Source organism: Verrucosispora sp. WMMA2121 (assembly GCF_027460185.1).
GTDB lineage: Bacteria > Actinomycetota > Actinomycetes > Mycobacteriales > Micromonosporaceae > Micromonospora > Micromonospora palythoicola.
Genome location: NZ_JAPZBH010000006.1, coordinates 303,948 through 316,191, shown reverse-complemented (window position 1 = coordinate 316,191; position 12,244 = coordinate 303,948). Strand labels below are relative to the sequence as shown.

The 12,244-nt window shown below is 71.2% G+C and carries 12 protein-coding genes and 1 riboswitch; of the genes, 7 read left to right on the top strand and 5 right to left on the bottom strand.

Annotated features, from left to right (window positions below):
- Window positions 1-61: 61 nt before the first annotated feature.
- Window positions 62-1,387 carry a polysaccharide pyruvyl transferase family protein gene (locus O7605_RS10390; protein ID WP_269738985.1) on the bottom strand — a complete coding sequence of 442 codons (1,326 nt, stop codon included), beginning with the start codon at window positions 1,385-1,387 and terminating at the stop codon, window positions 62-64.
- A 261-nt stretch (window positions 1,388-1,648) separates the two neighbouring features.
- Here O7605_RS10390 and O7605_RS10385 point away from each other — a divergent pair, with 261 nt between their 5' ends.
- The 4 genes from O7605_RS10385 (at window position 1,649) to O7605_RS10370 (ending at window position 6,086) form a co-directional block, all read left to right on the top strand.
- Window positions 1,649-2,971 (top strand): acyltransferase family protein, encoded by a 1,323-nt coding sequence (locus O7605_RS10385; protein ID WP_269738984.1) that lies wholly within the window; start codon window positions 1,649-1,651, stop codon window positions 2,969-2,971.
- 111 nt (window positions 2,972-3,082) lie between these two features.
- Window positions 3,083-3,598: a hypothetical protein gene (locus O7605_RS10380; protein WP_269738983.1), complete on the top strand. Its 516-nt coding sequence runs from the start codon at window positions 3,083-3,085 to the stop codon at window positions 3,596-3,598.
- A gap of 203 nt (window positions 3,599-3,801) precedes the next feature.
- Entirely contained in the window at window positions 3,802-4,560 is a 759-nt protein-coding gene (locus O7605_RS10375; protein WP_269738982.1) for a hypothetical protein, read from the top strand.
- A gap of 277 nt (window positions 4,561-4,837) precedes the next feature.
- Window positions 4,838-4,978, top strand: a riboswitch (cyclic di-AMP (ydaO/yuaA leader).
- Between the two features lie 226 nt (window positions 4,979-5,204).
- Window positions 5,205-6,086, top strand: coding sequence for a C39 family peptidase (locus O7605_RS10370; protein ID WP_269738981.1), 882 nt, complete (start codon window positions 5,205-5,207; stop codon window positions 6,084-6,086).
- A 165-nt stretch (window positions 6,087-6,251) separates the two neighbouring features.
- On the opposite strand, the gene O7605_RS10365 is transcribed toward O7605_RS10370, so the two are convergent.
- Window positions 6,252-6,452, bottom strand: coding sequence for a DUF397 domain-containing protein (locus O7605_RS10365; protein WP_269738980.1), 201 nt, complete (start codon window positions 6,450-6,452; stop codon window positions 6,252-6,254).
- A complete protein-coding gene (locus O7605_RS10360) occupies window positions 6,443-6,985 on the bottom strand; it encodes a DUF5753 domain-containing protein (RefSeq protein ID WP_269738979.1) in 543 nt (180 codons plus the stop codon). Before O7605_RS10360 ends, O7605_RS10365 begins: the two co-directional genes overlap by 10 nt.
- Window positions 6,986-7,337: 352 nt before the next feature.
- Between O7605_RS10360 and O7605_RS10355 the strand changes: the two genes are divergently transcribed.
- Window positions 7,338-8,183 carry a class I SAM-dependent methyltransferase gene (locus O7605_RS10355; RefSeq protein ID WP_269738978.1) on the top strand — a complete coding sequence of 282 codons (846 nt, stop codon included), beginning with the start codon at window positions 7,338-7,340 and terminating at the stop codon, window positions 8,181-8,183.
- Window positions 8,177-8,512, top strand: a complete 336-nt coding sequence (locus O7605_RS10350; protein ID WP_269738977.1) for a DUF952 domain-containing protein — start codon at window positions 8,177-8,179, stop codon at window positions 8,510-8,512. Before O7605_RS10355 ends, O7605_RS10350 begins: the two co-directional genes overlap by 7 nt.
- A 119-nt stretch (window positions 8,513-8,631) precedes the next feature.
- On the opposite strand, the gene O7605_RS10345 is transcribed toward O7605_RS10350, so the two are convergent.
- Entirely contained in the window at window positions 8,632-9,282 is a 651-nt protein-coding gene (locus tag O7605_RS10345) for a DUF4360 domain-containing protein (RefSeq protein ID WP_269738976.1), read from the bottom strand.
- A 472-nt stretch (window positions 9,283-9,754) separates the two neighbouring features.
- Between O7605_RS10345 and O7605_RS10340 the strand changes: the two genes are divergently transcribed.
- On the top strand, window positions 9,755-10,402 hold the full coding sequence (locus tag O7605_RS10340) for a DUF4360 domain-containing protein (protein ID WP_269738975.1): 648 nt from the start codon (window positions 9,755-9,757) through the stop codon (window positions 10,400-10,402).
- Window positions 10,403-10,544: 142 nt separating this feature from the next.
- Here the strand turns inward: O7605_RS10340 and O7605_RS10335 are convergent, their stop codons facing one another.
- Window positions 10,545-12,242, bottom strand: coding sequence for a CDP-glycerol glycerophosphotransferase family protein (locus O7605_RS10335; protein WP_269738974.1), 1,698 nt, complete (start codon window positions 12,240-12,242; stop codon window positions 10,545-10,547).
- Window positions 12,243-12,244 lie beyond the last annotated feature (2 nt).

The following is a 12,244-nucleotide window of genomic DNA, read 5'->3' as shown; positions in this document are numbered from 1 at the left end:
AGACCTGGAACCTGACGTGACCGGCGACGGTTCAGTAATTGAACAGCCGGCCGGCACCAGGTTAACGGCTCAGGATGCGGCGTACCGGTGCCGGAACGGCCTTCTTGATCCGCGACCGGAACCGGTCCGGGCGCTGCTGCTGGAGCTGCTCGCGGAGTTCGGCGTCCCGGTCGTAGAGCCACTGGATCCGGTGCAGCAGCACCTCCGGTGCGGTCGCCAGGGCCGGCCGGACCGCCGGTGGGAAGGTCGTCGCGCGGACCTGGGCGTCGAACGCCGCCGGACTGTCCCCGTCGGCGAAGGCGTTGCCCAGGTCGTGCTTGGCGAGGAAGGCGAGCATCGTGGCGAAGCGCGCCTTGTGCCCGTTGATCATCCCGGAGTAGTCGGCCTCGTCGTACAACTGGGCGGCGTCGACGTCCTTGGGCACGTCCCGCATGACCCGGTGCGGGATCTCGAAGTACCGGGCCAGTTCCAGGGTGCGCGAGTCGTGCGCGAACAGGTAGCCGGGCGTGCCGGCCAGCAGCGAGACGATCGTGCCGTGGATGCGGGTGCCGAAGTTGAAGTCGAAGCCGGTGAGGTAGTCGATCCAGGTCCACGGGTCGACGAACATCCGCACCTTGTCCTCGGTGAACAACGGATGCGAGGTGTGCAGCGGGATCGCGCTGGTCTTGCCCCGGTCCTCCGGCGCGTCGCCGTAGAGCAGGGTGCCCAGGGTCTTCAGGTCCTGCGGGATGTAGCGCAGGTTGGGGTAGCGCTGCTGGTGTGACTGGATGATCTTCGCCATCGACTTCACGTACGGCGAGACGGTCAGCGCGATCCGGTCGTCGGTGCCGAGCGTGGCCTTGCGCTTCTCCACCGGCAGGGTGTCCCCGTGCAGGAACATCGACGGGCAGCCGATCTCCTCGACGGCGGAGAAACCGAGCGTACGCAGGTAGCTCGCGGTGATCTCGCCACGTACCCCGATGCTGTGCGAGCGGTCGAGCACCGCGCGGCAGAACCGGCTGACCGACTCGTCGATCGGTCGCAGGTACTCCCGGTCACCGTCGACGTTCGTCTGCACGCCCACGCCGAGCACCACGACCGGGATCTTCAGCCGCTCGATGAGGTTCGTCATCGCGTCCACCCGGTGCGCGTAGCTGCGGCGGAACGCGTTGGCCAGCGGCACCACGAAGACGTCGTACTTCTCGTTGATCCGGTCCGCCGCGCGCGGGTTGACCACGAACCGGTTGGAGGTGATCTCGACGCCGGGCGCGCCCAGCAGCTTGTGCGCGGCGTGGCTGAACACCAGGTTGCCGACGTTGTCACCGATCAGGTTCCGGTCGAACGTCTCCTCCGGGGAGTTGATCTCGAAGGGCTCCTTGCGGGCTCGCATCAGGATCCGCTGGTGCATCGCTGGCTCTGCCTCTCGTCGGTGCGTCCGCCCCACGCCCCCGGGTCGCCAGGTAACGGGGTGGTGTCCCTCTCGGGTCTCGGAATAGTAGGTCACGGGACCGGCAGATGACACCTGCGGCGGTTGCGGGAGTTCTGTACTGATCTGTGGGTCAGCGCCCGAGTGCATCCGGTATGCCACCGCCACCGGCCGCACCGGCCGCCGACGGCGGGCGTGCCGGGCAGTCCAGGTGGACCGAGGTTCAGTGGGTAGGGTTCCGGGGTGACCAGCACCATCGCCGTCGATCGACCGACGCCCGCCGCCGGGCCCGGGTATGCGAGCCGCCTGCCGTCGCTGACCGGTCTGCGGTGGATCGCCGCGCTGCTGGTCTTCGGTTTCCACGCCGGCACCATGCGCATCATCGCCGACCCCGGCCCGCAGGCGGTGGTGGGGGAGATCTTCACCCTGGGCCTGTCCGGGGTGCAGTTCTTCTTCATCCTCAGCGGCTTCGTGCTGGTCTGGTCGATGCGGCCGGGCGCCTCCCGCCGCCGGTTCTGGCGGCGACGGTTCGCCAAGATCTATCCGAACCATCTGGTGCTGTGGGCGCTGGCCATGCTGGCGATGCTCTGGTTCGCCGATCCGATCAACCCGGTGGCGGCGCTGGAGAACCTCTTCCTCGTCCAGGCCTGGGATCCCCGGCCCGGCCACTTCTACAGCGTCAACAACGTCAGTTGGTCGCTCTCCTGCGAACTGTTCTTCTACCTGTGTCTGCCGCTGGTGCTGCCGGCGGTGCGGCGGGCCCGACCCTGGTTGCTGTGGGCCGTGGTGATCGCGGTGCCGCTGCTCATCCTGGCGCTGTGGCCCGGGCAGGCCCTGGTGCCGGAGGCGGACCGCTGGTGGTTCGCCCAGGTCTTCCCGCTGGTCCGTTCGCTGGAGTTCTGGATGGGCGTGGCCGCCGCCGAACTCATGCTGCGTGGTCGCTGGCGGGGTCCTCGGCTGCCGCTGGCCAGTCTGATCTTCGTGCTGACCTGGGTGGCGGCCTCCCAGTGGATCCCGGCCGAGTTCTGGACGGCACTGCTGTCGGCGGCGTACGTCCTGGTGATCGCGGCGGCGGCCGACGCGGACGTGCACGGGCGGCGCTCACCGCTGCGCTCCCGACCGATGGTCTGGCTGGGCGAGGTCTCCTTCGCCTTCTACCTGGTGCACGTCTTCGTGATCATGACGATCCTGCGGGTCACCGGCGACTGGGGCACCGGCCTGCCCGGCTGGTGGGGCCCGGTCGCGGTGATCGGATTCCTGCTGCTCACCCTGGGCCTGGCCGCGCTGTTGCAGCGGTACGTGGAGCAGCCGATGATGCGTCTCCTGGCCCCGTCCCGGCCACCCCGACCCGGCCCGCAGGACGGCGAGCCCGCGACGCCGGGTGGCGGGTGGTCCGCGACGCCGGCTGGCCCGGGGCGAGCCACGGAGTCGCGCGGTGCCCCGCGATCGGGGACGCCGGGCGGACCGGTCGTGGACGGGCTGCCGCGCCAGCGGATGTCCGGTGGCGGCGATGCGGACCTCGCCACCGGCCCGGGGCAGGACCGCTCCGTCCAGCAGGGACGGTAGCGGCCGGCGGGGCTGACCTGCGCGTATCGACGTGCGTACCCGACGCGCCGGACGGTGCGACACGCCCGGTGACCGGTGCGTGCGGGCCGCCGGTGGCGGTAGCGTGACGAGGTGCTTCCCGCCGCGCCCGCCCGTCCGCTGTGGTGGTTGGCGCGCTGGGCCGCGCGGCTGCTGACCGGGCTCGCGGTCGCCGCCGCCTTCTCCCTCGGCGCCTGGGCACTGCCCGACCGGGCACCCGCCGCCGCACCGCCGGCCGAGGCCGCCGTACCGGCCGCCGTCGCACGGGACCTGGCCCGCGAAGTCGCCGTACCCCTCGACCTGGCCGGTCCCGACCTGGTGACCGGCCTCGACCGGGCCGGCCTGGCGATGCCGACCGTGCGCGGCGCCGGTGGCACCGACCTGGCCGGGGCGTCCGGACCGCGCGTTGGTGACCCGGCGGAAGCCTCCGGGTCGCCGATCGCGCGGGACGCCGATGACTCCGCCGGGTCCGGGATGCCCTCGCTGCCGCCGGCGGCCGATGGCCAGCCCGGGCTGACGGCGCTCGGCAGCGGCACCGCCGGCGTCACGCGGGGGTCGCCGGCTCCGGTTGCGGGTGTCCGGGCCGCCCGCGCCCCACCGCACGCCTGATCCTGGCGACCCTTTCCTCGCCTCCGCGCCGCGCCCGGCCGCGCACCCGCGCCAAGCACGGCCGGCCCGTTGCCGTCGGTCGCGCCGTCGATGCGCCCCAGGACCGGCGGCACCGCCCGCCTCAACCCGGGCAACCGCGCCGCATCGCCATCCGCTGCCGGTACGACCACCGACGCCGTACCGATCTCCGCCGAGGTGCCGACATGGAGAAGACCGTCCTCTACCAGTTCCTGATCGAGGTGCCACGCGCCGCCGCCATCTGGTCGGTCCTGCTGGTGCTCGCGCTGGGCGTGCTCACCGTGCTGGTCGCCCGCCCGGAGCCGGCCGGGCCGGTGGAGAAGACCACCGACCCGGACGCGCTCCGCGCCGCGGCCGACGAGGCCGACCTGCGCCGATACGCCGGGGAGGTGGCGGTCGCGGCAGCCGGCGCCGGCCAGAACGCCGAGCGGCGGCGTACGGCGTGGCGGGTGGCCCAGGCGGAGCTGGACCGCGCCTGGGCCGGGTACGACGAGGCGGAGGCCGCCGCCCGGCGGCTGGCCGGTGTCACCGGACTGCCGGCCCCGCGCACTCCGCGCACCCCGGCCGAGTACGCGGCTCGGGAACGCTGGCTGCACCGGGCGGCGATGGCTGCCCACTGGCGCGGTGACCTGACCGCCCGGCAGCTCACCGACGTACTGGCGCACCGGTCCGGCTGGGATCCCCGACGTCACCCGGCCGAGCAGGAGGCCGTTCTCGCCCGGGTGGTACGCGACAACCGCCTGGCCGCCTATCGATCGGCCGCCGGGCGGGAACGTGACCTGTGGCGGGCGGCGGAACTGGCCACCGAGGCGGCCCGCGCCCTCTCCGCCGAAGCGTACGCGGCCGCCGCGCGGCTCCGGCCGAACCGACCGCCCGTCTCCGGACGCGCCATCGTCGAGCGGTCCGGCCTGGTCCCGCGCTGGCGTCCGGCTCGGCTCGGCTGAAATTCCGTGAGCTGGGTCACATTGGTGCGAAATTCGGTCACTGTTCGTAGGTAAGACGTTTGTCGCAGTAATCCCCGCCGACTTTTCTCCCTGCCGTCCGGTTGTCACCCGTTGGTGCCCGGAATGCCGTCGGTCCCATTGAGCGACGCCAGTTCCCAGGTACCCGAAAATTGCCCCGCTCGATCATGTTTAAGCAGGTCAGAGCGGGTTGGCTTCAAGGTGACCGGCCAGTAGTGTCAGCGCGTCCGGTGCGGTAACCGATCGCAGGAAGCGACGCCGTACCGACCCGCTCAATCGTGAACTCACGAACCGGGGACCCACTGCACCACTGGGGTGAATCCGCGAGCCTCGGCCCGCGGTAGGGCGTCTTCCCGCCCGAATCCGTCAGCTAACCCGGTCGGCGGTGACGGAAGGAGTACCAACCCTCGTGCGGTCCGATGTGATCCCCCCGTTCCCCCACCTCCACGGCACCGCGGTGCCCGTGCTCGCCGGCCCGACCGCCGCGAGCTGACCCCGGTCATCGCCACCGCCCGGGTTCTTCCGGGCGTACCCCTTGAACGGCCTGTCCCGCTCGCCCAGGCGGTCGTCGGCGTTCCGTTGCCGACCCGACCGCCGGAGCCGGTGTGCCGTTCTCCCCTCAGCCCGTGGAGGAATCCGTGAAGCACACCCTTTCCCGCCGGCTCCGTCGGCTGGTCAGCGAACGCCCCTATCAGCTCGTTGCCGGATCCGCCGTGGCGCTCGTCCTGGCCACCGGCACCGGCGCCGCCCTGGCCGGCACCGGGAACACCCCGGCCCCCACGCGGGCCACCACCGCCGCCGAACTGCGCGGCGACACGGTGGCCGCGCCGAGCCAGGCGGAGGTCGCGCCGGCCACCGCCGCGCTGAGCAGCGCCGCGCCGAGCAGCGCCGCACCGGCCAGCCCGGCACCGGCAAGCGCCGCCGCCTCGCCGTCGCCGAAGCCCAGCTCGGCCACCCCCGACCCGGACCTGACCAGCAAGAAGGCGGCACCGAAGCCGCCCGCCTCGAAGGTTCTGGACTACGACCACCAAGCCCAGATCAACGGCTACTACTGCGGTCCCGCCGCGGTGCGTAACGCGCTGAGCGCCGCCGGTGTCGCGCGCAGCCAGGACGCCCTGGCCAGCCAGCTCGGCACCACGTTCGCCGGCACCAACTCGGCCGAGGACACCACCCGCGTCCTCAACGCCGTCGTCAAGGGCGACCCGTACGAGACCACGATGATCCGTGGCGGTGCGGCCACCCCGGCCCAGATGGACCAGCTTCAGGCGGACGTCGTCGCCGCCGTCACCGACGGGCGGGGCGTCGTGGTGAACGTCGCCGGCACCGTCACCGACACCGACGGCCGCTGGCACTCCTTCCCCGGCGGGCACTACATCGCCGTGGTCGGCTACCAGGACTCCGGGCGGCTGGTGAAGATCGCCGACTCGGCGGACGCCTCGTACCCGTCGTACTGGCTCAGCACCATCGATCTCGCCAACTGGGCCGCCACCCGCGGCTACTCGGCCTGATCGCATCGTTCCGCCGCACCCGGAAGCCCTCGGCCCGCTGGCCGAGGGCTTCCGTTTCGGGTACGTCATGCGGCGGGTCGCGCTGGTCGTCGGGTCGACGTGGCTCGGGTTTCGTCAGGCCTGCGTGCGGTGCGGTGTCGCCGGGGCGACGAAGTTCGGGGTTCGTCAGGCGTGCGTGCGGTGCTGCTTCGCCAGGCCGACGAAGCTCGCCCAGGCGGCCGGGGTGAAGGCCAGCGTGGCGGCGTCGCGGTTCTTGGTGTCGCGGACCAGCACGACGCCGGGCAGGTTGTCGGCGACCTCCACGCAGTCGCCACCGCCGGCGCCGCTGCGGGTGGACTTGCGCCAGGTCGCGCCGTTCAGATCCATGGCTTCACAACATCCTTCATGCGCTCGATCGACTGGCGGCCGGACAGTGCCTCGTTGCGCACCGTCTCCCACCTGGACAGCAGGTCACTCAGGTCGTCGTCCTTGTCGACCAGGACGCCGCCGAGTTGAGTTTCGAGATTACCCACCCAGCCGCCGTCCGCCCCCCGCGCCAGGATGAAGGGGCCGGTCAGTCCGATGTGCATGGCGACGCCGGTCGGCACCAGGTGCACGCTGATGTTGGGCCGGGTGGCCAGCGCCATCAGGTGGTGCACCTGCTCGACCAGCACGTCCTTGAGCTCCTCGTCGACCCGCCGCAGCACCACCTCGTCGATCACCGCGACGAGTTGGGGCGGGTCGTCCTGCTCCAGCACCGTCTGCCGGGCCATCCGGTTGGCCAGCCGACGCTCCACCCCCGCCTCGGTCAGCGCGGCGTCGGTCCGGATCACCGCGCGGGCGTAGCGCTCGGTCTGGAGCAGGCCCGGCACCAGCGTCGGCTGGTAACAGCGGAGCTGCCGGGCGTTCCGCCTGTCCATCTACCTCGCCGGCCTGATGTACGACGCCATGCGCGACCTCTACCAACTCAACCCCCACGACGCCCCAACCCCCACCACCCTCTTCACCCGCTTCATCGCCTGGGCCCGCCACCAACCCGCCTGACGACCCCGCTGCCATCACGCGAAATCTTGGACAGTTTCCGTCTTTCGCGAACGGATTTTGTCCAAGATCTCGGGGAATCGGTCCCCGGAGTGGACGGTGGGGACGATCGATGGGTGGGGGTGGCGAGTAGGGGTGGCGGCTGAGGGACATGGGTCGGCACGACGGCTGGGGGATGCGACGATCAGGGTGACATCGGCCTCGACGTTTCGAGACGTGTGCGGGGGAGCCATGGGGAAGCAGGGGCCCTACGTGGGGCTGGCCACGACGTTCGACACCGCCGCCGAGCTGTACGAGCAGGCCCGGCCGGGCTATCCGGAGGCGTTGTTCGCCGACCTGGCCGAGACGACCGGCCTGTCGACCGGGCCGGCCCGGGTGCTGGAGCTCGGTACCGGCACCGGTAAGGCCACCCGTGGTCTGCTGGCGCGTGGCTGGCAGGTGGTCGGCCTGGAGCCGGGACGGGAGCTGGCCACCGTGGCGCGTCGGGTACTCGCCGGCCGGGGCGACGTGCGCGTGGTGGTGTCGCCCTTCGAGCGGTGGGAAGCTGACGAAAGCGTGCCGTTCGACCTCGTCTTCGCCGCCACGGCGTGGCACTGGCTGGACCCGGAGGTCGCCTACCGTCGGGCGGCCGAGCTGCTGCGTCCCGGCGGCCACCTGGCGATCGTGGCCACCGAGCACGTGTCACCGGCAGGTGGCGACGACTTCTTCCGGCAGGTCCAGCGGATCTACGCCGAGGTGGGCATGGGTGACGGGCACGGCGGTCCGCAGCCACCCGAGGCGATCGTGGCCCCCGACGCGGCGGTGATGGCGGGCAGCGGTTTCTTCGCCAGCCCGACCGTGCACCGCTACGTCTGGAGCCGCGACTACACCGCCGAGGAGTACCTGGCCGTGCTGTCCACGTACTCCAATCACATCGCCGCCGAGCCCTGGCAACGGCAAACCCTGTTCGCCGGGATCCGGCAGCTGATCGCCGCCCGCCCGGCCGGGACGATACGCAAGCACTACCTGAACACCCTCCAGATCGCCGCACGCCTCGACCCACCTGTCCGCCGCTCTGACAGCATGGCGATGTGCTGATCTACAAGATCCTGCTCCCTGGCGAATGGGCCGAGTTCCAGGCCGCCGGCCGGTTCGACGGCTCACCGTTCGATCGGGACAGCGGCTTCATTCACTGCTCCTCGCGCTTCCAACTGCCCGCCACGGCGGCGCGGGTCTTCGGCGACCAGCCGCAACTTGTCATCGTCGCGCTCGACGCGTCCCTGCTCGGTGACGCACTGCGGTGGGAGGACGCCCCGAACGGCGGCCCGTTCCCACACGTCTACGCGGCACTGCCGGCGGCAGCGGTTCGTGGGGTCCACGAGGTCGCGGGGGCGGCCCGGGTGGACGACGAGGTGCCGGTGGCATAGCTGGGTGCGTTTGTTGTCGCCCCATCGACAACAAACGCACCCAGAACCGGCGGGGTGGGGCAGGTCGTCCACCGTGCCCGCCGGGCGGCTCGGCGCCGTGGCGAGGCCGGATCAGGGGATCAGCAGCGTTCCCACCTGAGGTTGAACAGGGTGTCGACGTCGCCCTCGGTCGTCGTCATGGACATGCTGACGTTCGATCCGGCCGTGCCCGGATCCACTCTCAACTCAGTGTTGACGTTGAGCACCCGCTGTTGTCCGCAGGGCGTGTAGACCAGCACGGGGGCGACGTCCGAGGTGCCCCAGAAACCGTTGTAGGGGCCGGTGAAGGTCGCATCGGTGCGGCTGGTCTCGGACGAGCCCTGCCAGTAGTAGCTCGTCCGCTGGCGACCGGTCGCGCCGGTGGGGATCCGGGCCCGGCCCCGGTAGTCGGCGGCGGCGACGGCGATGGTCCAGCCGGCCGGCACGTTGACGAGCACGCCGAGCTGGCAGTTCTTCCGGCTCTCGGTGACCTCGACGCCCCGGCCGCCGGTCGCGACGAAGTCGTAGTACCGGATCCGGAAGCCGGTGTTGTCGGGATGGGCCACCACGCGGGCGGTGCCGGGCGAACAGCCGGAGCCGTTGGCCGCCACCACCTCGACGGTGATCTCGCTGTCGGGCGGAGCCGTGGAACCGGCCGGGGCGGCGTGCGCCGGTACGGACAGGGACAACGCGAGAACCGTGCCGAGTACGGCGAAGATCGCGGTTCTCGCGCCGACGAGGTTCTTGGTCATTCTGTTCCTCTCGGATGCAGTTGATGTTCACCGAATTCAACGCGTGTTTCTTCGCCGAACGGCCGTGGGGCTCGTCGCCTACCGACCCGGAGCAGGCGGTGGCGAGTGGTGGTGGAGAGCACTCGGATGTCGTTCTGCGAGAGGATGCTAGCGACGCCGTACGGCACTCGCAAGCATCAGCTTACGTCTATGTGATCGATTATCGGCGGGCGCTTGATCGTATTTGCCGGAGACGGAGATCAACCTCTATAACTGTTGCTGCGTAACGGGTGTCTGCCCGATCAAGTGTTCTCACGGGTCGGAGTATCCGGCGATCTTCACCCAGTGGGACGACGTAAGGCTGGCGCGTTGAGCCGAATAATTCTCGGCTTGAAGTTCGCGATCGAAGAATGGTGATTACGTTGACAGTCATCTATGTCTGTACGTAGCTTGTTCCGCATGTGGCGTCGTTTCCTGTACCGGAGGAGGATTCATGCGTAAACTGCTGACGCGAGGCGGCGTGGTGCTGGCCCTACTCGCTTCGTCGTTGACCGTGGGGGCGCCGGCGTCCGCTCGGGGAGTCATGGATGATCCGCCCACCGACAAGGTCGTGATCGACCTTGTCGCGATGGCCGGCTCCGGATGCCGCCCGGGCACCGCCGACGTCGCGGTCTCCCCGGACAACACCGCCTTCACCACCATCTACAGCGACTACCTGGTCCAGGCGGGCCCGGGCATCCCGGTCACCGACGGGCGCCGTAACTGCCAGCTCAACGTGCTGGTGCACGCCCCGGCCGGCTACACCTTCGCGATCGTCAAGGTGGACTACCGCGGGTACGGGCTGCTCAACGCTGGTGCCGTCGCCTCGGCGCGGGCGAACTACTACTTCCAGGGCATGACGCAGAGCACCTTCAGCAACCACCCGATCCCCGCCCCGCTCGACGACAACTGGATGGTGACCGACGAGGTGCCGATCGCCTCCGTGGTCTGGCACCCCTGCGGCGAGCTGCGCAACCTGAACATCAACACCGAGCTGCGCCTGAGCCGGGGCAGGTCCACGGACACGAACTTCCTCACGATGGACTCGACCGACGGCAGCATCCAGACGATGTACCACCTCGCCTGGCAGCCCTGCCCGTGACCTAACCCCGGCAGAACCGCGTGCGGGTGGTCGGCGACGCCGACCACCCGCACCGGTGCCCCGGTGTGGCGGACCACGCCTCCGGACCACCCGGCGGACCGGGTCGCTCCGGGTCGCCCAGCGGGACGCGCCGCCCGTGAGCTCAGGTGGCGGAGGTGAAGGGCGCGGCGACCGCGGCGCGTTGCACCGGTGCGGTCCAGGCCGGGTCCAGCTCGCGTCGGGCGGCGGCCAGGAAGACCTCGGCGTACGAGTCGACGGGGAAGTCACCCAGGTAGCGGCGGCGGGTGGCCCAGCGGGCCTCCGCGAGCGGATCGGTGTCGAACAGTCGGGTCAGCACGTCGTCCAGGTCGGCCATGTCCCGGCGCAGCACGTAGCCGGCGGCGGCCAGCGGAAAGCGCTCGACGAACCGGTCGCCGTCGGTGCCCATGTCGATCACCGCGTACGGCTTGCCCGAGTAGAGCCAGTCGGAGACCACCCCGGACACGTCGGAGACCAGCGCGTCCGCGCGGTTGACGCAGTCGGTGAGCGTGAGCCGGCTCGCCACGGCACCGTACACGTGCGCCCGTCCGGTGCGGGTCCGGTCGGCGGCGAGCAGGTCGTGCAGCCGGGCCAGTTGCCGGGCCGAGGCCGGGTTCTGCGCGGTGTACGGGTGGGCCCGCAGGATGACCGTGGCTCCCCGGTCCAGCAGCCGTCGCAGCAGCGGCTCCGCCACCGGCAGCGAGCAGTAGTCGGCGTCGGCGTTGTGCCCGGTCCAGGTGGGGGTGTAGAGGACCGTCGGGTTCGTCAGGCCCCGCGCCGGCCGCGAGCGCACCTCGATCGCCTCGACCTGCGGACGACCGACCACCACGAACTTCTCGGCCGGGATGTGGATCCCGGCGCGGGCGTACCGCTCGATGGCCGCCTCACCGGCGACGAAGATCCGGTCGAAGATCGCCGAGACCGGGTTGGCGCTGGGGGCCTTGTCACTGTCACCGTGATGCAACTGCACGTGGGTGAGCTGCGTGAACCGGATGCAGTGGCTGTTCTTGGCGCCGTGGTTGACGTAGAACGCCACCCGCAGGCTCGGCACCAGCACCTCGTCCATGCTCCGGGTGGTGGGGCAGTAGACCACCGGGGCGCTGGTGGCCGCCGCGATCGGGGCCAGGAACTCCGGCTCCCGGACCATCACCACGAAGGGCCGGCCGATCCGTGCCAGGTAGGGCAGCCACATGGTGACCTGATACTCGGAGCCGGGTGGGGCGGAGAAGTGCAGCACGAACTCGGGCTGGTGCCGGCGCAGTGCCCGAGCCACCGCCGACCCGGCCGGGGACGGCCGGAACCGTCGCCGGGCCAGGTCGAGCGCGACCGCTGCGGCGACCCCACCGACCAGCAGCGTCGCCGCCAGGGCCACGGCGGCGGGCAGACCCGCCAGGGCGGCCAGGGCCAGCAGGCCGAGCAGCGCGGCCACGGCGTCGCCGAGCACCGCCGCGGCCTGCGGTACCCAGGCACGCACCGGCAGGTTGGCGACCCGGATCTCCAGGTTCCCGGCCTGGCGCAGCGGACCCGTCAGCAGCACCAGGCCCAGCAACACCAGGGCGGTCGCGGTCAGCGCCGGATCGAAGCCGGCGTCGAGCTGCCGGGCATAGCCGACCAGCACTCCCGCCGCGACCAGCGTGGTCTCCGCGACGTTGTCGGCACTAGGTCGTACCCGGCGCTCCCAGACGGTGGCGGCAAGCGCCGCCACGGCCAGGCAGAGCCCCCAGGCGGTCGCGCCGGTGAGGGCGAGCACCAGGAACGCCAGGACCGCCCCACCGGTGGCCAGGCCCCGTGCGGTCAACTTCCGGACCAGCTCACCACGCATCT